Here is a 20,138-nt window from a genome sequence, read left to right on the forward strand (position 1 = left end):
ACCGCACCCGGTCCTGCTGATCCCCACCCGGACGTCCATGGCTCGGCCGCCGCTACCTACACGCGCCGTCACTGTCCCGGCTGAGGTCAGTTGCCAGTCCAGCCGGCGTAGTTCTCAAAGCGGAAGCCGAGCATGCGAATAACCGAGGACCACGATTGTCAGGCGAAACGCCGTAGATATGGCGAAAACCGGCACGGCGCGATTTTGTGAAGTGGTTGTTGCCGCGCCGCCACGCAGAGGTCAGTGATGCTGACCAATGCGGGATGGCCGTTTGGGTTCAAAAGCGGCGGGAGAGGCAAGCACACGGCGATATCCGCCCTGGTTCAGACTGCCGACATGATGAAAGCGGGGAGCGCGGTTCAGCTCAGGGCCCAGCAGGCGACATTACCCGAAGTCATTCCGTTGACAGAGGTACACCGTTCGTCCGCCTGCCTGCGCATCGTTCGTCGCGTGTTCCAGCACGCCGAACCCAAAACGCGCGGTAAACATCTCGTATTCGGCAGGTGATAGGCTCGCGTGATACAGCGGATCACCCCTGTATTCGCCGACGCTCTCACAGTGCTGCGGTCCGGTATTGAACATCAATATCGTTCCGACAGAGGCGTGGTCGGCAAAAACTGCGAACATTCTTCGCTGGTCGTCGTGATTAAGATGAAAGAAGCTATCCCACGCGAGAATGCCGTCGAACCGCCGACCGAGCGACAATTGCCGCATATCCGCAACAATCCATTCTTGATCGGGCAGCCGATCACGGCAGAACGAGATCATCGTCGGTGAGGAGTCGACGCCGGTCACGCGCAATCCTCGTTCAATCATCTGCTGCGCAACCGGTTGCCCTGGACCGCAGCCGAGATCAAGCACTGTGGCGTTCTTGGCTAGTAGGCCGGTGAAGCGGTCGTGCCAGACCTTATCGTTCCAACGGGCGTTCCGACGGTCGCGATCCCACGCTGCTGCATGCCTCTCGTAGTGAGGGATAATCTGGCTGGCGAGGTTGCTCATTCACACGCAGTGGGACATTCTCCAGAAGTCAGCAAATCGGTCATAAGCCGATACGGCCGCACCCCCTACGGATCCAGCTCGGTGTCCCAGTACAGGTAGTCGAGCCAGCTATCGTGCAGATAGTTTGGCGGGAACAGGCGGCCGTTGCGGTGGAGCTGGTGCACGGTCGGTGCGAACGGCGTCTGCTTCGGAAACATCTTGGCCTGCTGCGGCGTCAGGTTGCCCTTCCTGAGGTTACAGGGCGAGCACGCCGCGACCACATTCTCCCAGGTGGTCTGGCCGCCTTTGCTGCGCGGGATGATGTGATCGAAGGTGAGATCGTCAGGCGAATTGCAGTATTGGCAGGCGAAACGATCGCGCAGGAAAACGTTGAAACGCGTGAACGCAGGATGCGTGGTCGGCTTGACGAAGGACTTCAGCGAGACGACGCTGGGGAGCTGGATTTCGAAGGAGGGGCTCCGTACGGCCCGGTCGTAATATTCGACGATATTTACGCGATCGAGGAAGACTGCCTTGATCGCATCCTGCCACGACCATAGCGACAGGGGATAATAACTCAGCGGCCGAAAGTCCGCGTTCAGGACCAGTACCGGCCAACCGCCTTGCGAGACATGTGCGTTCAAGTAACGCTCCCGGCCTCCATATCGCTGCGAAGCAGCATGTACTGACATACTACATGCAGCGTGACGGGATTGTGAAGAGCGTTGAGCCGTTTATCGTATTCCACGCTGCCATGATCCCGCCGTGATTGCCACCCGCCTGCAAGGCCCGTAAACGAGGCCGCAAGATACCTCCTGCGTCGGCGGCCTCTGCAATGCTCACCAAGTCCCGCTATCTCGAGGCTCCACGCCGGCTGCGCGCCTTCGTCCGCGCGCATGAAACGAGCCTGGTGGTCCTGGCGGCGCTGACCGGAACCATCGGCGGGCTGGTGGTGGCGGCCATGAGTGGCACGGTCTCGGTCCTGCATGTCGCCCTGTTCGACCTGCCGTTCGGCGAGCGGCTCTCCAGCCAGATCAGCCTCGACCCGCTGCGCGCCGTGCTGGTTCCGAGCCTGGGCGGGCTACTCCTGGGCCTCGCCTTTCTCGCGCTGGCGCGCTGGCGGCCCAAGCGCGAGATCGATCCGATCGAGGCCAATGCCCTTTATGGCGGGCGGATGTCGTTCCGCGGCAGCGTGATCGTCGCATTGCAGACGATCTGGTCCTCCGGCGTCGGCGCCTCGGTCGGGCTCGAGGCGGGTTATACGCAGCTCTCCAGCGGCATCGCAGCTTCGGTCGGCCGCGCCTTCCACCTGCGCCGCATCGACCAGCGTATCATGGTCGGTTGCGGAGCGGCGGCGGCGATCGCCGGCGCCTTCGGAGCGCCGCTGGCCGGCGCCTTCTATGCTTTCGAACTTGTGATCGGCGGCTATACGCCCGCGAGCCTGGCGCCGGTCGGGGTCGCCGCGGTCGCCGGCTATTTTGTCGCCCATTCCTTCAGCGTGCTGACGCTGGGGGTAGGCGTCGACACCGTCGGCGATGTGCTGGGGCGCGACCTTGCCATCGCCGCGCTGCTCGGCGTGCTGGCGGCGCTGTTCGGCATCGCGATCATGCGCGGCGTCACGCTGTGTGAGACGCTGCTCGGAAAGACAGGGCTCTGGCCGCCATTGCGTACGGCGCTCGGCGGCTTTGCGGTCGGGCTGATGGCGCTGCTGACGCCGCAGGTGATGTCCTCGGGTCATGGCGCGCTGCATCTCGGCGGCATCGTGTCGATGCCGTTCGCCTTCATGGCTGGCGTGCTGATCCTGAAAGCGATGGCCTCGATCGTCTCGCTCGGCAGCGGGTTTCGCGGCGGCTTGTTCTTCGCGACGCTGTTCATGGGCGCGCTGGGCGGCCGGCTGTTCGCCGCCGGTTGCGACATGCTGTGGCCGGGCCTCCAGCTCGATCCCGACGTCTATGCGGTGATTGGGATGAGCGCGTTGTCGGCGTCGGTGATCGGCGGACCGCTGACGATGTCCTTCATCGCGCTGGAATCGACCGGCAATCTCTGGCTCACCACGGCGGTGCTGGTCTCCGTCATCATCTCCACGATGATCACGCGGGAACTGTTCGGGTATTCATTTGCGACCTGGCGCTTGCATCTGCGCGGCGAGACCATCCGCAGCGCCGCCGATGTCGGCTGGATCCGCGATCTCACGGTAGACAAATTGATGCGGCGGGATATGACGACCGTGAATGCGGATATGCCAATGGCGCAGTTCCGCAAGCAGTTCCCGCTCGGCTCCAAGACGCAGGTGGTCGCGGTCGATGGCGAGGGGCGTTACGCCGGGCTGGCATTGATCGCGGAGGCTCATGCGCTCGATATCGATATGCGCAACGGCCTCGCCGGCATTCTGCGCCACAGCGACGTGGTGTTGCATCCGTCCATGAACATCCAGGAAGCGATTGCGGTATTCGATGCAGCAGAAGCGGAATCGCTCGCCGTGGTCGAGGAGGGCGTGGAGCGCTGCCCGATCGGCCTCCTCACCGAAGCGCACGCGATGCGGCGTTATGCCGAGGAATCCGAGCAGCGCCGGCGCGAGGTGATCGGCGAGGTTTGATCGCGGGAGCGGGCTATTCCGGAATCTTCTCCAGCTTCTGCAGGCAACGCGCCACCCTCACTTCGGCAGGCATCTCGGCATCGGGAAAGCTGGTCTTCCAGTCGGTGACGCCGACCTCGCCGACATAGATGTCGCCTTTGGAGTCGAGCGCGAGGCCGTGCGGCGCCAGGAACTTGCCGGTCTCGATACCGGGACCGCTTTCGCCGCCGAGCCGCGCGATGCGGTTGCCCTTGGCATCGACGATGGTCAGCCGGGGTCCAAGATTCGGCACCTTGCGGTTGACGGCCATGCCGGGACCGAGTTCGCCGATCACGAAGTTCGGTTGCCTGCCGCCGCAACAGCAGAGCGCGCAGGGACGGTGCAAATTGTTCCACTGCGTCTCGTATGTCCCGTTGCCGTCGAACACCTGCACGCGATGGTTCTCGCGGTCGGCGACATAGACAAAACCATCAGCATCGGTCGCGATGTTGTGAACGATGTTGAACTGTCCGGGATCGGTGCCGGGCTCGCCCCAGCTCTGCATCAGCTTGCCGTCGGGCGTGAATTTGTGGACGCGGGCGTTGCCGTAGCCGTCGGAGACGTAGATCTCGCCCTGCGGCGACAGCGCGGTGTGGGTGCAGCGGTTGAACGGCTCGCCGCTCATGAACGCCGCGGGCTTGCTCGGGATGCCGATCGTGAGCAGCACCTTGCCCTCGGGTGAGCATTTGCGCACGGTGTGGTCGCCGTCGTCGGTGCAATAGAGGTTGTCATCGGCATCGATGTGCAGGCCGTGGGCGCGGGAGAACAGGCCTTCGCCCCAGCTCCGCAGGAAATTGCCGTCGCGGTCGAACACGACCATCGGATGGTCGCCGCGGTTGAAGACATAGATGCGGTCCTTGCTGTCGACTGCCACGGAGGCGACGTCGGTGAGCTGCCAGCCGTCAGGCAGCTTGGCCCAGTTCTGAATCACGCGGTAGCGGTGCTCGCCGGAGCCGAGGATGGTCGGCATGTGATGTCCCCCGGAATGACGGTGTGAATTATGCAAACTTGGCCCGCGGCCCGACGTCGCGCGGCAGCAGGCCTTCCTCGATCGCCTTGATCTGCAGCGCCAGATGCTTCGAGCCGATCCGGCATTGCGCCAGTCCGCCCGCGATCAGCCAGAGGCCCGCCTGACGCGTGCGGGTGTACATATTGCGGAGCTCCTGCTCCTCGCCAAAGCCCCAGATCGTGCCGACGCGCTCGGCGACGTCGGCGCCGAACAGCTTCTTCACCAATTCCTCCTGACGCTTGTAGCCGGTCGCGAGCACCACGAGGTCGGCCGCGACCAGCTCGCCGTTCTTCATCCTGGCGCCGTCGGCGACAAACGTCTCGACGTCGGCAAACTGCTTCAGCGCGATCTCGCCTTTCACGATCAGGTCGGAGCAGCCGACGTTGAAATAATAACCGCCGCCGCGGGTGAGATATTTGAACTGCCAGCCGGTGTTGTCCTCGCCATAGTCGAGCTTGAAGCCGACGCGTGCCAGGCCCTCGAGCAGGTCCTTGTCGAGCGCCTTTGATTTTTCAGCCACCATCGCATGGCTCTTGCGCCCCAGCTTGAGCGGCATCGACATCGTGATCAGGTCGTTATCGTCGAGCGTCCCATCATTGTAGGGTGCGTAGACGAGCTGTGCCGACGGCTCGATGCTGACCACCAGCGTCGGGCTGCGCTGCACCAACGTCACGTTGGCGCCGCTGGAATAAAGGTCCTGCGCGATGTCGTGGCCGCTATTGCCGGTGCCGATGACGATGGCGCGCTTGCCCTTCCAGTTCTCGCCGTCGTCATAGCGGCTGGAATGCATGACCTTGCCGGAAAAATCCTTCAGGCCGGGAATATCAGGCACGTTCGGAATCCCGCTGACGCCGGTCGCAAGCACCACATGGCGTGGGTGCATCTCGCGCCTCGAGCCATCGGCGCAGCGCAGCGTCACCGTCCAGCGGCCTTTGTCCTCGTCGTAGTGCCCGCCCTCGAACTCGGTCCCGGTCCAGAAGTTCAGCTCCATGGCGTCGACATAGGCTTCGAACCAGTTGGCGAGCTTGTCCTTCGGGATATAGGTCGGCCAGTTCGGCGGGAAGTGCATGTAGGGCAGGTGGTTGACCTGCACCTGGTTGTGCAGCGTCAGCGCGTGATAGCGCTTGCGCCAATTGTCGCCGATGCGCTCCTCTCGGTCGACGATCAGCGTATCGACCTGCAACTGCTTCAGCCGTGCGGCGATGCAGAGCCCGCTCTGGCCGCCGCCGACAACGAGCACGGTCGGATCGCGGTCGGCATAGTCGGTCGACGCCTTGCGGAGGTCGAGCCAGTTCGGCCCGCGAAAGTCGCGCGAATAGGCGTTGCCGCGCGGGCGGTTGACGCCGAGCTGCTCTTCAAAGCCCTTGAGCTCGCCGAGCTCGGTCAGCAGCGTCCAGGCCTTCAGCGTATTGCCGTCGGTAGGGTCAGGGATCAGGCGGACGATGCCGCTGCCGCGACCGATCGTGGTTTCGAACTTGAACATCGCCTCGATCGCATTGGTGCCGGCCCGCATCACCTTGCGCGGCGCGCGGCGGTCGGGATCGATCGCCAGGCGGCGTGGTGCCGCGCGGCCCGCATGCCGCTTCAGCTCGGCAATGATGGCGTCCGCGCCGTCGACGGTCTGGATGTTCCAGCTCAGCGCCAGTATGTCGCGCCAGAAACTATCGGGGAGAAACAGGAAATTGAGCGCGCCGTCGCCGGGCTTGCGAAGTGCGTCCTCGAATCGCGCGAGCCAAGTGTCGGCGGCCACCGAGATGTCGTCGGTCTTGTCGAGCATGAGCGTTTCCCATCACGGCCGTCTCCGCGGCGTGTTCCCCTGCAGCCTATACCTATTCGGCAGGCCGCAGAAAGGCCGTGACGGGATGTCGGCTATTCCGAGAGTGTAAGGATATGCCCCAATTCCGGCGGCACCCGGCCGTTGAGCGTATCAATATAGGCCGTTTGCACGGCGGCAGGCCCGCGGCCTTCGGTCACCTTGAGCCATTGTTCGAGCTTTGGCGCGAAGCCGGACCAGGCTGGGCCGAAGCGGGTCTCGATTCCGCCCGGCCCCCACTCCTTGGCGCGCTTGCGGATCTGCTCGGGCGCGGAGAACCAGCTCGGCTTGGCGCCCGGCAGCTCCGGCTCGTTCTCCGATGAGCGACGATGCGTCAGCCCGACGCGCCCGGAATACTTCATCTGCGCACCGAAATGCCGGTGCAGCGTTTCGCGCAAGCCGCTGTTGCCGGCCATGTCGATGAACGCCGCCGGCCGATCGGCAGCCAGCGATGCGACGCGATCATAGGTGATGACCTCGTCGTAGCAGCCGAGCGATTTCACGAAGCCGGTATTCGATGGAGAGGTCAGGCCGATCACCTTGATGCCTCTGGTGTGCAAGAGATGCGCGAGCCCGAAGGCGGTCTTGCTGGAGGCGGAGGAGAGCATCACGCTCTCCGCGCCGAAAAATCCGTTCTCGGCGAGGAAGTCGTCGACCAGGAACGACAGCATGAACAGCGGCCGCAGCAAGGCCTGGTAGTCGCCCTGCCGCCCGGCAAAGGCGGCATTGCCGCTCACGCGCGCATAGGCGTTGTAGACCGGCGCCACGCCCTGCCGATGTGCGGCGCCGTCGCGCAGGCCGCGCTTGCTGACATCGGCGGCCTCGATCACAAGGTGCGTCGCCATCGGAAAATAGCCGAACAGCCGTTCGCCTTCGGCAACGTTCGGATGGCGGGAGGCGATGACCTCGCCAAATCCCCACACCGGAATGTTGCCGAACCCTTCCGGTGCAGGGAAGAGCTGCCAGTATTTCAGCTCGTCGCCGAGCACCGCATAGGTGATGTTGTTGGCGGTCAGCGCAAAGCTCGTCACCTTGACCAACAGCGTCTCGCTTGGAAGCGCGGCGGCATCGGGCAGCGTCCGCTCGATGAACTTGCAATGCTTGAGATCGTTGCGGGCGACGACGAAGTCGGTCGATGTCATGGCGGCGGCTCCGGCTCGTGACGTGCCGCCATCTTTGCGTCGGGCGATGGAGGTTTTGCAACAGCAACATAGTTTAAAACGCTGTTCGCTTCCGGCGGCTGCGATGAAGCGGACGCCGGCCTGACAAGCCGTTTGAAATTGTGGGTCCGAGGAAGACGCGGCGCCGCCCTTCTTGCCCTGAACGCGGTCAGCATGAGCGCGACAGCAGTGCTAACGACATGAATCAGCATGCGCGTCCTCAGCGTTAAACGGAACGCGGCAGTGGAATGGCGGAAGAGAAAACGTTGTCGGGATCGTAGCGATGCTTGATCTCCATCAGCCGCCCGGCGTTGCCGCCGTAGCTCTGTCTTGCGCGATCGAGTTCATTCTTGCCGAGAAAGTTCGGATAACCGCCGGGCAGCGCTGAGGCGAAGCGCTCGCGCGTGCCGCGCGTCCAGTGCCGGTGCCGCGGCACGTCGCTGGCGTCGGAGCGATCCGGGAAGCTTGCGAGGATTTCGACCAGCACGTGATCGCGACGCAGTCCGAACGCCGTCGCAGTCTCCGCGACACGGGACGCAGCGCCACGGAATTCGTGGGTGATGATCGCGCAGCCCGGAGAGACGGCGCTCTCCATTGCGTGGATGAACGCGTCGATAGCGTCGCGGTCGAGCGCCGGCAGCCAGCAACTGTCCATCACGGTCTGCAATCCATTGGCGATGTAGGGATCGAACATGCCGAGCAGGGCCGCGTAGGATTTGCGCTCGGTACTGCCTGCGAGCAGCGTTCCCAGCCGGGCGAACGGCTGAAGTCTCGCTTCGCCGTCTTCGGGCCGGCCGCTCCAGGTTGGAACGATCAGGACCATCATCGTGCCGCTTGGATCGGCCATGAGCGTGTGCTGCACCGTCAATTCCTCCGGCGCCGACGCCATCAATGCGCTGCATCGTTCGAGCACCGCGCGGGCCTCGGAGAAGGGATAGACGAGCATGCCGGAATGGACGCTCGGCAGTTCATGGACGCGATGGCGCATCGCGGTCACCACGCCGAAATTGCCGCCGCCGCCACACAGCGCCCAGAACAGATCGGCGTTGGTCTCGGTGTCGGCATGCACGATGCGGCCGTCGGCCAGCACGATCTCGGCGGCGAGCATGTTGTCGATCGCCAGTCCGAAGCGTCCGATCAGCGGACCATAGCCGCCGCCGAGCGTGAGCCCGGCGATGCCGACGCTCGAAACCGATCCCGCCACCACGGCCAGTCCGTACGGATCGGTGACAGCAACGACGTCGCCGGCGCGGGCACCGCCTGCAATCGTGGCGCTGCGACGGTCGGCGCTCAGCACGACGTTGCGCATGCCGCTCAGGTCGATCACCGCGCCCTCGCAAAGCGCGCGGCCCGCCCAATCGTGTCCGCCGCCGCGAACGGACAGTGGAACTTCGCGTTCGCGCGCGGCCCGGATCGCATCCTGAACGTCCCTCGCGGTTCGGCAATGCACGACCGCGCCGGGCGTGACGCCGACCTGCTTGGCCCAGATGCTGGTCGCCGCCGCATAGCGGTCATCGCCAGGCAATGACACCAGCCCAAGCAAGTCCTCGCTCAGGCCGCAACAGGCGGCATCGATCGTAGCAGACATGGCTTCACTCTCCTGTGATCGGCGCGAGCGGAATGCTCGGCGTTATCTGCCGATTTACGGAGAAGCGGGCCGTGCGTTCGTGAAGATTCCTGCGGTTTTGCTGGTTACGCTCAGGCGAACTCGGAGGGCGCGACGCCGTACACGCGTCGGACCCATCGCGACAAATGGCTCTGGTCCGCAAACCCGGTGTCGGCAGCGATTTCAGCGAGACCCATTCGTCCATCGCGCATATGCCGCGCCGCTGCCTGCAGGCGGAGATGGATGACGTAGCGATACGGCGTCATGCCGACCGAGCGGGTGAATACGCGCGAGAAATGGAACGAGCTGCGGCCGGCGAGTGCGGCGAGATCAGCGACTTCGATCGGCTCGGCGAGATTGGTGAGCACATAGTCTCTGATCCGCCGCAGCGCGCATTGACCGAGCCGGCCGCGAAATGGGCGTCGCGGCGTCGACGTATAGTCGGACACCAGGCGTCCGATGAAGCGGCTCGCGGCTTCGCTCCAGAACAGCGGACCGTTGGGATAGCCTTGCGCACCCTCTGCTGCCAGCGACTGCGCCGCCTGCTGAAGCGTTTGATCATATCCCGACAGCCGCTCCGGAAGCTCGGCTTCGAGCGCGGAATCCTCCGCCGCCGCAAGCGCAAGCTGGGTCGGCTTGACCGCGACCAGCAGCATATCGGCCGTGCCGTCGGCGTCGGCGGACGAGTCCATGCCGGCCGGACAGATCGCGAGCGCGCCCTGAACCGTTTCGTGGCGCAGCCGCCGTCCAGCCATTCGGCAATCGAGCCGCAGATGGGGTGACATCTGAACGAAGACGAGGTGCTGCCCCGGTGTGGCGCTGAAATGCGCCCCGCCGTCGAATAGCGCCCGGAACACGCGCACGCCGCTTTCGCCCGCCGGACCGTCCGCTTGGGACGTCGTCGGGGGGCTGCCATCCTTCTGAGCCCAACGCACCTGACCGAACTTCGCCACGCCGATCGCGCTCCGCCGGCAATGCATGAAACAAGCCTGCTAGATTGGGCGCGGATGGAGGCCGCGAAAGGGCGGCGAAGCCGCCCCTAACGCACACGTGAAAAGGCGTGAGAGCGCATTTGCCTCGGCCGTGTCAAACGGATGCGCGGAGCGTGCCTGCGCGATGCAGATCGCGCAGCTTGCGCTTGAAGATCTTGCCGGTGGCTTCGCGCGGCAGCGCATCCATGAACTGGATGTCCTTCGGCACCTTGAAGTTGGCAAGCTTGCTGCGCAGGAAATCCTGCACGGCGGTGACCGACAGTGTGGCGCCCGGTTCGGGTTCGATGCAGGCGAACAGCCGCTCGCCATATTCGTCGTCGGCGACGCCGAACACCGCGCAGTCGCGGACGCCTTCCATGCCGATCAGCGCGTTCTCGATCTCGGCGGGATAGATGTTGACGCCGCCCGAGATCACCATGTCGCGCTTGCGGTCGCACATGAACACATAGCCGTCCTCATCGAGATAGCCGACGTCGCCGACGCTGATGAGGCCCTCACGCCCGGCCTCGGCGCGCGCCTTGGCGTTGCCGTGATAGTCGAAATCCGGGATAGCGGTCTGCCGCATGAAGATCTCGCCGGGCTCGTTGACGTCGCATTCGGTCCCGTCGGGGCGGAAGATCTTCACGATGCCGCCCTCGATCACGCGGCCGACGGTGCCGGGCTTTGCCAGCGCCTCCGCCGCCGAATGCCAGATCGGGATTCCGGTCTCGGTGGAGCCCAGATATTCGTTCACCACCAGTCCCCACCAGTCGATCATCGCGCGCTTCACATCCTGCGGACATGGCGCGGCGCCGTGAATGACGAAGCGCAGCGAGGAGACGTCGTAGCGTCGTCTCGTTTCCTCCGGCAGCCGCAGCAGCCGGACGAACATTGTCGGCACCATGTGCGTATGGGTAATGCGGTGGCGCTCGATGAGCTGCAGCAGGTCCTCGGGATCGAAGCGCGGCTCGAGCACGATGGTGCAGCCGCAGCGGAACGCCAGCATGCCGTAGCTGTGCGGCGCCGAATGATACATCGGCCCGTTCATCAGGACGATCTGGTTGTCGTTCGGCTTGATGCCGTAGGCGATCGCGCTGACGCGCACGGCCGCGGCCTGCAGTTCCGGCGGCATCGGCTTGCGCCGCACGCCCTTGGGCTGGCCCGTGGTGCCTGAGGTGTAGAACATCGGCGAAGCGCCGATCGGGGCATCGGTCAGGGGCGCATGCGTGTCGCGCCAGCGGTCCCAGTCGGTCAGGTCGTCGGGCACCTGGGTCAGTCCAGACGGCACGCCATAGGCCGCGGCGATCTCGGGAGGCGTCGCCACGACCAGCAGCTTGAGCCCGGCGAGCAGCCCATCGCGTATCTGCGGCAACAGATCGGCATGACAGATCAGGACATCCGCGCCGCTGTCGGCGAGGATGTAGGCGACTTCCTCGGCCTTCAGGTGCCAGTTGATCGGCACGATCGGGCTGCCGAGCGCGGCGGACGCAGCCACCGCCTCGAACAGCGCGAAGTCGTTGCGCAGCATCATCGCGACCGGCCGGCCATCGCGCACGCCGAGCGCGCGCAAACCAGATGCCGCGCGGGCGATGCGCTCGTTGATCTCGCCATAGCCGATCCGGCGTTCACCGCTGATGATCACGCTCACACCCTCAATCTTTTGCGATAAGCCTAGCGGTCGTCCAGAATCTCGCCGAAAGAGACCCAGCTCTTGCCGTTGAATCGCCGCAACTGCAACTGCTGGAACGGCAGATAGTCATCCGGACCGGTCGATACGGTCATTCCCGGCAACAATAGCGGCAGCTTGACCTCGCGGAGCGACGTCGCCTGACGCAGGATGTTCTCGCGGCTGAAATCGTCCTTGCATGCCCTGAGCGCGGCCATCAGAAGTGTCGCATAATGGTAGCCGGCGGCGTAGTTCGAATTGTTCAGGTCGGCATTCGGCAGATACTGCTTCATGAACGCAAAATATTCTTTCACGCCTGCGTCATCGGCCCACTGCACATCCATCGTGTCCTTTTGATTGCTCGAAGAGATCAGGCCGACCGCATTCTCCAGTCCCGCCGGCTCCAGGAACGAGATCGAGGAGGCCGAGGTGGGCACGAAGAACAGCTCGGGCTTCCAGCCGAGTTCGGCGACGCCCTTGATCGACTGCGATGTGAATTTCCCGAGCACCACGGCGAACAGCACGTTGGCGCCCGAGGCCTTCAATGTCGCCAACTGCGAACTGATCGTCGGCGCGCTGGTCTCGTAGCTTGCTTCCGCGACGATCATGCTGGCGGCCTTGGACCCGAGCGCGCGCTTGAAGCCGGCGACATAGTCGCGGCCGAAATCATCGTTCTGGGAGAGGATCGCGATCTTCGCATCGGGCTTGGCCTGCAGCACATATTTGGCATAGACGACGCCTTCGGATTCGTAGGCCGCCATGCCGGGCATGGTCCAGGGGAAATTCTTCGGGTCGGCCCATTTGGTCGCGCCGCTCAAAAGCAGCAGTTGCGGGACCTTCTTGCCGTTGAGGTAGCGGTGCACGGCGCTGTTGGTCGCGGTGCCGAGCGAACCGAACATCATCAGCACCTCTTCCTGCTCGACCAGCTTGCGGGTCTGCTCGACCGTCTTGGGCGGGGAATAGGCGTCATCAAGCGTGATGAACTTCACCTTGCGGCCGTTGATGCCGCCTTCGGCATTGACCTTGGCAAAGAAGGCTTCCTGCGTCCGCCCGATGATGCCGAAGCCGGAGAGCGGCCCGCTATAGGGCAGGGTCTGGCCGATGCGGATGTCGTCCTTATCGTCGGCGAAGGCCGCCGTGATCGCACCCAGCGTAAACAGAACGGCCAATGCGTGCCGCAGCTTCATGGTCTCTCTCCCGATGATCAAAAAGCGTCTTATTAGTTTTGGAGCGGCCGATGCCGCCTCTCCCTCTCCCCGTTCTTACGGGGAGAGGGTTGGGGTGAGGGGCTGCCTCCGCAAACACGGTGGCAGATGGGACTCGCGGAGGTGCGCCTCACCCGAAATTCAAGCTGCGCTTGAATTTCGACCTCTCCCCGCGAAGAGCGGGGCGAGGTGAAACCAGGTTCACGCGCTTGCGCGTCTCAGGAAATCACCGCGCGCTTCGGTGAATTCCGCCTTGAGCCGCGCCACCAGTTCGGCGACCGGCGGCGTGTCGGTGATCTGGCCAATGCCCTGGCCCGAACCCCAGATGTCGCGCCACGCCTTGGCCTTCGTGTTGCCGCCGGAGCCGAAGTTCATCTTCGACTTGTCGGCGACAGGCAGATTGTTCGGATCGAGACCGGCGGCCACGATCGACGGTCCGAGGTAGTTGCCATGCACACCGGTGAACAGGTTCGAATAGACGATGTCGTGGGCGGCATGTTCGGTCAGCGCCTGCTTGTAGCGCGGATCGGCATTGGCCTCCTGGGTGGCGATGAAGCGGGTGCCCATGTAGGCGAGGTCGGCGCCGAGCGCGAGCGCGGAGGCGATGCTCGAGCCGTCGGAGATCGCGCCCGACAGCAGGATGGTGCCCTTGAACCATTGCTTGACCTCGCGCACCAGCGCGAATGGCGACAGTGTTCCGGCATGTCCGCCGGCGCCGGCGCAGACTAGGATCAGGCCGTCGACGCCCTGCTCGGCGGCTTTCCGCGCATGCTTGACGTTGATGACGTCGTGAAACACCACGCCGCCATAGGAATGCGTGGCCTCGACGATTTCCTGTGGCGGCCGCAGCGAGGTGATGATGACGGGGACCTTGTGCTTCACGCAGGTTTCCATGTCCCGCATCAGCCGGTCGTTGGAGGCGTGGCAGATCTGGTTGACCGCGTAGGGCGCGACCTTCTTGTCCGGATTTTGCGCCTTGTATTCGCCGAGTTCGTCCTCGATCTGCGTCAGCCATTCGTCGAGCTTCTCGGCCGGCCTGGCGTTCAATGCCGGAAACGAGCCGACGATGCCGGCTTTGCACTGGGCGATCACGAGATCAGGCCCCGACACGATGAACAGCGGCGAGCCGACCACCGGCAATTCGAGACTGTTGGCGAGCGATGCTGGCAACGGCATGTCTGATCCTCCCGGCGCCTGCGGCACCTTATCTTGACGCCGTCAATATAGGGCTGGACGGCGCGACGACGGCGTTCAATATTGAACAGTCAATCTACCAGGAATGAACGGGCTATCGACGCGAGGCAGTCGGATGGATTGGGACCTGTGCAAGACCTTCGTCGCCGTGGCGGAGACCAGGAGTTTCGCCGCGGCCGGGCGCCGCCTGCGCGCCAGCCATCCGACCGTCGGCCGCAAGATCGCGGCGCTCGAGAAGCAACTCGGCACCCGCCTGTTCGCGCGTTCCAATGACGGATTGTCGCTGACCTCGCAGGGTCGCAAGTTTCGCGAGCATGCCGAAGCCATGGCGGCTGCGGCACTCCGCGCCGAGGCCGCGGCTTCCGCAACCGGCGAGCAGGCGAGAGGCGTCGTGAAGCTGTCGATCGGTGCGACGCTGGCCGCGCACTGGCTGATGCCGCGGCTGGGGCCATTCCTGCGTGACCACGACCATATCCAGCTTGAGATCATCACCCATCCGTTTCCGGCCAGCGTGCGCCGCCGCGAGGCCGACGTGGTGCTGCGGCCGGTCGACGCTGGCGAGGAGAACCTGATCGGGCGCAGAATAGGCCGGCTCGGCACCGGGTTCTACGCCTCGCGCGACTATGCCGCGCGGCGCAAGCTGCCGGAGCGGCGCGACGAGTGGCGGGGGCACAGCATCATCGGGTTTGCCGACCAGGCGTCGAACGCGCATCTGGCGCGCTGGAGCGACTTCATCACGCGGCAGGGAACGGTCGTAATGCGCTGCTCGTCGCAAGGCGACATGCTGGCCGCTGCGCGCGCCGGCCTCGGCATCTCGGCGCTGTCGTGCTTCGTCGCTTCGAGCCACCCAGATCTGGTGCGGGTCGCACCGCAGAAGCTCGGCAGCGTCTCCGATCTCTGGCTGCTCGCGCATCCGGACCTGATCGAGCTGCCCGCCGTCCGCGCCGTCACCAGCTTCGTCACAGCCAGTGCCCGCGAAGACCGCATCAGGCTGCGCGGCTAGCGACACCTTTCGTAGCCCGGGTGGAGCGGAACGCGTAACCGGGGACACCTGCATCGGCGTCGACGAGCGGTCCCGGGTTACGCTGGCGCTTCACCCGGGCTACGAAGCTGCGATCACGCCTTCGCGTTTCTTCAGCACCCGGTAATAGGCCCACCACAGATGCGCGGCGGCGCCGCGCAGCGGGCGCCAGGGTTCGGCCAATGGGGCCATCTGTTTGGCGGTCGGCCGCTCCTTCAACCCCAATCCGATCTTCACCGCCTCCTGCACGGCGAGATCGCCCGCCGGCCAGGCGTCGCCATGGCCGAGGCAGAACAACAGATAGATGTCCGCGGTCCACGGTCCGATGCCGGGCAGTGCGGTCAGCGTGTTGTGGGCGATGTCGGCCTCTTCGTTCGCGAGCACGTCGAGGTTCAGCCGTTCGGCGGCGAGCTCGCGCGCGATGTGCTTCAGCGTTTTGATCTTCGCCGCCGACAGGCCGAGCCGGCCAAGCCGATCGGCGCGCGCCTTGCCGATCGCATCATGATGAAAGGGATCGAACGCCTTGCTGACGCGGCCCCAGATCGCCGCGGCGCTCGCGGTCGAAAGCTGCTGGCCGCAGACGATCGCGGCAAGCCCGGCGAAGCCCGGCTCGCGCTGCCGCAGCGCCGGCATGCCGGTGACCTCCAGAACCGGCCTCAGCCGCTTGTCCTGCTTCACAAGAGTTTCGATTGCGTCTTCGAGGTCTGACTGAGTTTCGAAGTGGATGAGCATGGAGGAACAGTCTCGTCGCGTCATGCGCGGGCTTGACCCGCGCATCCATCTGCTATCGATAAGAGTCCTAGAGGATGGATTGCCGGGTCAAGCCCGGCAATGACGAATTCCAATACAATGTCGCCACCCGTTTTCCGATTCGCGCCGAGCCCGAACGGTTATCTCCATCTCGGCCACGCTTTTTCGGCGTTGTTGAATTTTGATCTCGCGCGTGAGGCCGGGGGACGATTCCTGCTGCGGATCGAGGATATCGATCCGACGCGCTGCCGGGTGGAGTTCGAGACTGCGATCTACGAGGACCTTGCGTGGCTTGGCATCGCCTGGGAGACGCCGGTGCGGCGTCAGTCGGAGCATCTCGATGCCTATCGCAAGGCGGTCGAGCAATTGACCGCGCAGGGCCTGCTCTATCCAAGCTTCGAGAGCCGCGCTGAAATCGCACGTCTGGTCGCCGAGCGCGAGGCGGCTGGACCATGGCCGCGCGATCCCGATGGTGCGCCGCTCTATCCGGGCGCCGCGCGATCGTTGCCGGCGGTCGACCGGCTGCGGTTGATCGAGGCCGGGACGCCTTACGCGCTGCGGTTGAATATGGCGGCGGCTGGCGCGCGGGTCAAAGATCTGACCTGGACCGAACAGGGCGAGGGGCCGGCCGGCGAGCACGGAACCGTACCCGCCCGGCCGGAGGCGTGGGGTGACGTCATCCTGGCGCGCAAGGAGACGCCGACCAGTTATCACCTCTCGGTCGTGATCGACGACGCCCTGCAGGGGGTGACCGACGTTATCAGGGGGCAGGACCTGTTCTGGTCGACCAGCGTGCACCGGCTGCTGCAGGCGCTGCTCGGGATCGGACCGCCAGCCTACCGGCACCACCGGCTGATCCACGATTCGGCCGGGCAGAAACTGTCGAAGTCGACCAAGGCGACCGCCTTGCGGGAACTGCGCGCCGACGGCGCGACGCCCGCTGATATCCGTCGTCTCGTTGGCTTGTCTTAGAGCCACCAGGGGCCGTCGGCCAAAGGTCTCCGTGACACCGGCCGCCTCGGCATGCCATTCTGCCGGCCGGGGCAGGGTTCACGGGAATCATGGCGGCAAGATCGCGCGTTGGGCGCACCATTCGGCATCCCAAGAAGACGCCGTCGCGGAAGCGTGTCTTGAAGGCGGCAAAGGCGCGCCGCGTGCGCGCGCCTGCAGAGGCAGGGCCCGGCGTGGTTGAAACCGCGCTGGCGGCCTTCGCGCATGAGGTCCGCACCCCGCTCACCGGCATTCTCGCAATCAGCAACCTGCTCGCGACCTCCGACCTCGACGCGCGCGAGCGGCGCTGGGTCGATACCATCCAGGCCGGCGCCGAGCATCTGGCGAGCCTTGCGACCCTGTTCGTCGATGCGGCGCGAAGCCGTGGCCCCGGTCTCGAGATCCGGCAGGATTTCTTCGACCTGCGCACGCTTGCCCGCAACGCCGGGAATTCACTCGCCGGGCGGGCGGCGGCCAAGGGCCTGCAGCCCTCGGTCGATATCTCCGAAAAGTTGCCCGCCTTCGCCGTCGGCGATTCCATTCGGCTGCGTGCGGCGCTGGAGAACCTGATCGACAACGCGGTCAAGTTCACTGAGCGGGGAACAGTCGCGCTCGAGGTCACGCCGACGCGCGCCGTGAAAGGCAAGGTCGGGGTCGCCTTTGCCGTCTCCGACAGCGGCATCGGGCTTTCGCTCGCCGAGATCAAGCGTCTGTTCCGTCCGTTCTCGCAGGCCAATGTCCGGGTCGCCTCGCGCTTCGGCGGCGCGGGCCTCGGTCTCTCCTCGGTCAAGCAGCTTGCGCGGGCCATGGGCGGCGACATCGTCGCCAGGCAGCGGCGGGGCGGCGGCACCACCTTTACGCTGACGATCGTGCTGGCGTCCGCCGGCGAACCGGCCGCATCCAAAGGCGATGCCGGGAGCGACGTCCCGGCGGGGTCGCTGCGCGCGCTGCGGCTGCTCAGCGTCGAGGACAATCCGTTCGGCCGCGTCGTGCTCAACACCATCCTCACCGAGCTCGGCCATCAGGCGGAGTTCATCGGCGAGGGCGAAGCGGCGCCGGAGCGGCTCACGCAGGGCGCCTTCGACGCCGTGCTGATGGATATGGTGCTGCCCAGCATCGACGGGGTCGAGGCGATCAGGCGTATCCGCGCGCTTCAGTCGCCGCTCGGCCGCATTCCGATCATCGGGATTTCCGGCCGCAGCGAGGACGAGGCGGCCTCGCGCGCGGCCGGCGCCGACGCGTTCCTGGTCAAGCCTGTGAGTCCGCGTGCATTAGCGACTGCGCTGCTTGAAGCGATACGCCCTTCGGCAGACGCGACTTGATGATCGCCGCGTTTAACTCGCCGCCATAGACGAAGATCGCGGCGATGAAATACAGGAACACCAGCGCGATGATCACCGACGCGAGCCCCGCATACATCGTGACGTAATTGTTGGCGAAGCGCGCCAGGTACTGGCCGAACACGATGCCTGATATCAGCGAGGCTACCATTGTGAAGATGATGCCGGGCAGGATCTGCAGGAAGCTGCGGCGCCCCGCGGGCAGCCAGGCATGCAGGATGAGCAGCGCGGCGGTCAGCGCGGTGATCGTGATGCCGTAACGTGTGATGTTGAGGATGCGCTCGTTGCTCTCGACGAAGAACGGAATGAAGCGCCGTGCCGTCTCGAGTGTCAACGGACCGAGCACGATCAGGAACGCCATCGCGAGCGAGGTGACGGCGGCGATCAGGGTGTAGCCGATCGATTCGAGCCGGAGCCAGTACCAGCGCCGCCGCTCGACGACGGCATAGGCGCGGTTCAGTGCCACCCGCAGCGCTTCGACGCCGTTGGACGCGAAATAGACCGCGAGCGCCGCGCCGATGGTGAGGATGTCGCCGCGCGTGGTCGTCAGGACGTCGTGGACCTGGCTCGACAGCGTGTCTGCGACCTGTTTCGGCCAAGTCTGCAGCAGCAGGCTGGCGGCCTGGTCGGCCAGTTCCTTGGAGCCGAAAAAGCCGGCGAGGGACGTCAGCACGATCAGGAACGGGAACAGCGCCATCAGGGTCGACAGCGCGATATGGCTCGCAATCGCCCAGCCGTCGTCGGCGAGGAACGTGTAGAACGCATCCATCACGACGCTGTAGACGTAGCGAACCTGCTTCACTTCCCACCCTGATCCGGCCAGCCCAAGCCGCACACCAGCTTCCGATATAATCGCGCCAAACGCCAGATCGTTGCATTTGCCCCATGTGGCGCTTCGGATATCGCGGTGTTATGTAGCGTAGATGGCATCCTTCTTAAGTACGTTCATTCTCCCGATCGCGGTCGGCGCCGTCGGGGTGGTCCTGCTGCTCGGTCTCGCCAACATGATGCGCGGCGGCTCGCCGAACACCTCGCAGAAATTGATGCGGCTGCGCGTCTTGCTGCAATTCGTCGCCATCGTGATCGCGATGCTCGCGGTCTGGGCGATGGGGCGCTAGTTCTTACCTCTCCCTGCAGGATGGATAGTCACGGAGCTGAACATGGTCGTGCTCAACAAGATTTATACGCGCACCGGCGACGACGGCACGACCGCGCTCGGAAGTGGCGAGCGGCGGCCGAAATATGATCTGCGCGTCAGCGCCTACGGCACGGTGGACGAGACCAATGCCGCGATCGGCGTGGTGCGGCTTCATCTTGCGGATAACTCCGCGCTCGACCGCATGCTCGGCCTGATCCAGAACGACCTGTTCGATCTCGGCGCCGACCTCGCGGTGCCCCAGCGCGAGGGCAAGGCGGAGCGTTTGCGGATGCTGGCGAGCCAAGTCGAGCGGCTCGAGCGCGACATCGACACGCTCAATGCCGAGCTCGCGCCGTTAACCTCTTTCGTGCTCCCCGGCGGTACCCCGGCGGCGGCCTATCTGCACCTCGCCCGTACGATTTGCCGCCGGGCGGAACGGATGATGGTGGAACTTGCGGCCAGGCCGGACGAGCCGGTCAGCGAGGCTGGCATCCAGTATATGAACCGCCTGTCGGATTTCCTGTTTGTGGCCAGCCGCTTCCAGAACGACAAGGGCGCCGGCGACGTGTTGTGGGTGCCCGGGCAGAACCGCTAAAGCGTTTTCAAGCGGATGCAATCAGAACCGGATATGCTCTAGAATGGGTTTGAAATCCCCGGGGCCGATTTTTGGCTTTCGCGCGTTG

18 protein-coding genes are annotated in these 20,138 nt (G+C 64.8%); 6 read left to right on the top strand and 12 right to left on the bottom strand.

All coding sequences use genetic code 11. The features are described from left to right. Nucleotides 1-384: 384 nt before the first annotated feature. Nucleotides 385-999 carry a class I SAM-dependent methyltransferase gene (locus tag OZ411_RS25850; RefSeq protein ID WP_282530223.1) on the bottom strand — a complete coding sequence of 205 codons (615 nt, stop codon included), beginning with the start codon at nucleotides 997-999 and terminating at the stop codon, nucleotides 385-387. Between the two features lie 65 nt (nucleotides 1,000-1,064). Beyond that, a complete protein-coding gene (locus OZ411_RS25855) occupies nucleotides 1,065-1,622 on the bottom strand; it encodes an HNH endonuclease (protein WP_027582737.1) in 558 nt (185 codons plus the stop codon). Between the two features lie 191 nt (nucleotides 1,623-1,813). On the opposite strand from OZ411_RS25855, the gene OZ411_RS25860 reads away from it, so the two are divergent. Further along, complete coding sequence (locus OZ411_RS25860) at nucleotides 1,814-3,574, top strand: chloride channel protein (protein ID WP_282530224.1); 1,761 nt, start codon at nucleotides 1,814-1,816, stop codon at nucleotides 3,572-3,574. Nucleotides 3,575-3,587: 13 nt separating this feature from the next. On the opposite strand, the gene OZ411_RS25865 is transcribed toward OZ411_RS25860, so the two are convergent. From OZ411_RS25865 to OZ411_RS25900, 8 genes are all read right to left on the bottom strand, one after another. Continuing rightward, a complete protein-coding gene (locus OZ411_RS25865) occupies nucleotides 3,588-4,562 on the bottom strand; it encodes a peptidyl-alpha-hydroxyglycine alpha-amidating lyase family protein (RefSeq protein WP_282530225.1) in 975 nt (324 codons plus the stop codon). A gap of 28 nt (nucleotides 4,563-4,590) precedes the next feature. Next, nucleotides 4,591-6,378, bottom strand: a complete 1,788-nt coding sequence (locus OZ411_RS25870; protein ID WP_282530226.1) for an NAD(P)/FAD-dependent oxidoreductase — start codon at nucleotides 6,376-6,378, stop codon at nucleotides 4,591-4,593. Nucleotides 6,379-6,470: 92 nt separating this feature from the next. Next, a complete protein-coding gene (locus OZ411_RS25875) occupies nucleotides 6,471-7,556 on the bottom strand; it encodes a DUF2855 family protein (RefSeq protein WP_282530227.1) in 1,086 nt (361 codons plus the stop codon). A gap of 244 nt (nucleotides 7,557-7,800) precedes the next feature. Further along, complete coding sequence (locus OZ411_RS25880) at nucleotides 7,801-9,162, bottom strand: FAD-binding oxidoreductase (protein WP_282530228.1); 1,362 nt, start codon at nucleotides 9,160-9,162, stop codon at nucleotides 7,801-7,803. A 110-nt stretch (nucleotides 9,163-9,272) separates the two neighbouring features. Continuing rightward, complete coding sequence (locus OZ411_RS25885; protein WP_282530229.1) at nucleotides 9,273-10,133, bottom strand: AraC family transcriptional regulator; 861 nt, start codon at nucleotides 10,131-10,133, stop codon at nucleotides 9,273-9,275. Between the two features lie 133 nt (nucleotides 10,134-10,266). Continuing rightward, nucleotides 10,267-11,793, bottom strand: coding sequence for an acyl-CoA synthetase (locus OZ411_RS25890; protein WP_282530249.1), 1,527 nt, complete (start codon nucleotides 11,791-11,793; stop codon nucleotides 10,267-10,269). Between the two features lie 29 nt (nucleotides 11,794-11,822). Next, nucleotides 11,823-13,004 carry an ABC transporter substrate-binding protein gene (locus OZ411_RS25895; RefSeq protein ID WP_282530230.1) on the bottom strand — a complete coding sequence of 394 codons (1,182 nt, stop codon included), beginning with the start codon at nucleotides 13,002-13,004 and terminating at the stop codon, nucleotides 11,823-11,825. A 219-nt stretch (nucleotides 13,005-13,223) separates the two neighbouring features. Beyond that, a complete protein-coding gene (locus tag OZ411_RS25900) occupies nucleotides 13,224-14,198 on the bottom strand; it encodes a nitronate monooxygenase family protein (RefSeq protein WP_282530231.1) in 975 nt (324 codons plus the stop codon). A gap of 133 nt (nucleotides 14,199-14,331) precedes the next feature. Here OZ411_RS25900 and OZ411_RS25905 point away from each other — a divergent pair, with 133 nt between their 5' ends. Further along, complete coding sequence (locus OZ411_RS25905) at nucleotides 14,332-15,219, top strand: LysR family transcriptional regulator (protein WP_282530232.1); 888 nt, start codon at nucleotides 14,332-14,334, stop codon at nucleotides 15,217-15,219. Nucleotides 15,220-15,318: 99 nt separating this feature from the next. Here OZ411_RS25905 and OZ411_RS25910 read toward each other — a convergent pair whose 3' ends face one another. Beyond that, on the bottom strand, nucleotides 15,319-15,969 hold the full coding sequence (locus OZ411_RS25910; protein WP_130583376.1) for a DNA-3-methyladenine glycosylase: 651 nt from the start codon (nucleotides 15,967-15,969) through the stop codon (nucleotides 15,319-15,321). 117 nt (nucleotides 15,970-16,086) lie between these two features. Between OZ411_RS25910 and gluQRS the strand changes: the two genes are divergently transcribed. Both gluQRS and OZ411_RS25920 read left to right on the top strand, forming a co-directional pair. After that, nucleotides 16,087-16,959: a tRNA glutamyl-Q(34) synthetase GluQRS gene (gluQRS, locus tag OZ411_RS25915; RefSeq protein WP_282530233.1), complete on the top strand. Its 873-nt coding sequence runs from the start codon at nucleotides 16,087-16,089 to the stop codon at nucleotides 16,957-16,959. An 89-nt stretch (nucleotides 16,960-17,048) separates the two neighbouring features. After that, nucleotides 17,049-18,299 (top strand): ATP-binding protein, encoded by a 1,251-nt coding sequence (locus tag OZ411_RS25920; RefSeq protein ID WP_282530234.1) that lies wholly within the window; start codon nucleotides 17,049-17,051, stop codon nucleotides 18,297-18,299. Here OZ411_RS25920 and OZ411_RS25925 read toward each other — a convergent pair. Beyond that, the gene (locus OZ411_RS25925; protein WP_282530235.1) at nucleotides 18,226-19,119 is read right to left on the bottom strand and encodes a YihY/virulence factor BrkB family protein; all 894 of its coding nucleotides are present in this window, start codon (nucleotides 19,117-19,119) and stop codon (nucleotides 18,226-18,228) included. The two genes, OZ411_RS25920 and OZ411_RS25925, sit on opposite strands and share 74 nt — an antisense overlap. Nucleotides 19,120-19,240: 121 nt before the next feature. On the opposite strand from OZ411_RS25925, the gene OZ411_RS25930 reads away from it, so the two are divergent. Beyond that, entirely contained in the window at nucleotides 19,241-19,435 is a 195-nt protein-coding gene (locus OZ411_RS25930; protein ID WP_035690040.1) for a twin transmembrane helix small protein, read from the top strand. 42 nt (nucleotides 19,436-19,477) lie between these two features. Further along, nucleotides 19,478-20,050, top strand: a complete 573-nt coding sequence (locus OZ411_RS25935) for a cob(I)yrinic acid a,c-diamide adenosyltransferase (protein WP_282530236.1) — start codon at nucleotides 19,478-19,480, stop codon at nucleotides 20,048-20,050. Nucleotides 20,051-20,138 lie beyond the last annotated feature (88 nt).

This window comes from Bradyrhizobium sp. Arg237L (assembly GCF_029990105.1).
GTDB lineage: Bacteria > Pseudomonadota > Alphaproteobacteria > Rhizobiales > Xanthobacteraceae > Bradyrhizobium.

Coding starts and splice junctions, on each gene's coding strand:
- OZ411_RS25850 (WP_282530223.1), bottom strand. CDS start 999: ATGAGCAACCTCGCCAGCCAGATTATCCCTCACTACGAGAGGCATGCA.
- OZ411_RS25860 (WP_282530224.1), top strand. CDS start 1,814: ATGCTCACCAAGTCCCGCTATCTCGAGGCTCCACGCCGGCTGCGCGCC.
- OZ411_RS25865 (WP_282530225.1), bottom strand. CDS start 4,562: ATGCCGACCATCCTCGGCTCCGGCGAGCACCGCTACCGCGTGATTCAG.
- OZ411_RS25870 (WP_282530226.1), bottom strand. CDS start 6,378: ATGCTCGACAAGACCGACGACATCTCGGTGGCCGCCGACACTTGGCTC.
- OZ411_RS25875 (WP_282530227.1), bottom strand. CDS start 7,556: ATGACATCGACCGACTTCGTCGTCGCCCGCAACGATCTCAAGCATTGC.
- OZ411_RS25880 (WP_282530228.1), bottom strand. CDS start 9,162: ATGTCTGCTACGATCGATGCCGCCTGTTGCGGCCTGAGCGAGGACTTG.
- OZ411_RS25895 (WP_282530230.1), bottom strand. CDS start 13,004: ATGAAGCTGCGGCACGCATTGGCCGTTCTGTTTACGCTGGGTGCGATC.
- OZ411_RS25900 (WP_282530231.1), bottom strand. CDS start 14,198: ATGCCGTTGCCAGCATCGCTCGCCAACAGTCTCGAATTGCCGGTGGTC.
- OZ411_RS25905 (WP_282530232.1), top strand. CDS start 14,332: ATGGATTGGGACCTGTGCAAGACCTTCGTCGCCGTGGCGGAGACCAGG.
- OZ411_RS25910 (WP_130583376.1), bottom strand. CDS start 15,969: ATGCTCATCCACTTCGAAACTCAGTCAGACCTCGAAGACGCAATCGAA.
- gluQRS (WP_282530233.1), top strand. CDS start 16,087: ATGTCGCCACCCGTTTTCCGATTCGCGCCGAGCCCGAACGGTTATCTC.
- OZ411_RS25920 (WP_282530234.1), top strand. CDS start 17,049: ATGGCGGCAAGATCGCGCGTTGGGCGCACCATTCGGCATCCCAAGAAG.
- OZ411_RS25930 (WP_035690040.1), top strand. CDS start 19,241: ATGGCATCCTTCTTAAGTACGTTCATTCTCCCGATCGCGGTCGGCGCC.
- OZ411_RS25935 (WP_282530236.1), top strand. CDS start 19,478: ATGGTCGTGCTCAACAAGATTTATACGCGCACCGGCGACGACGGCACG.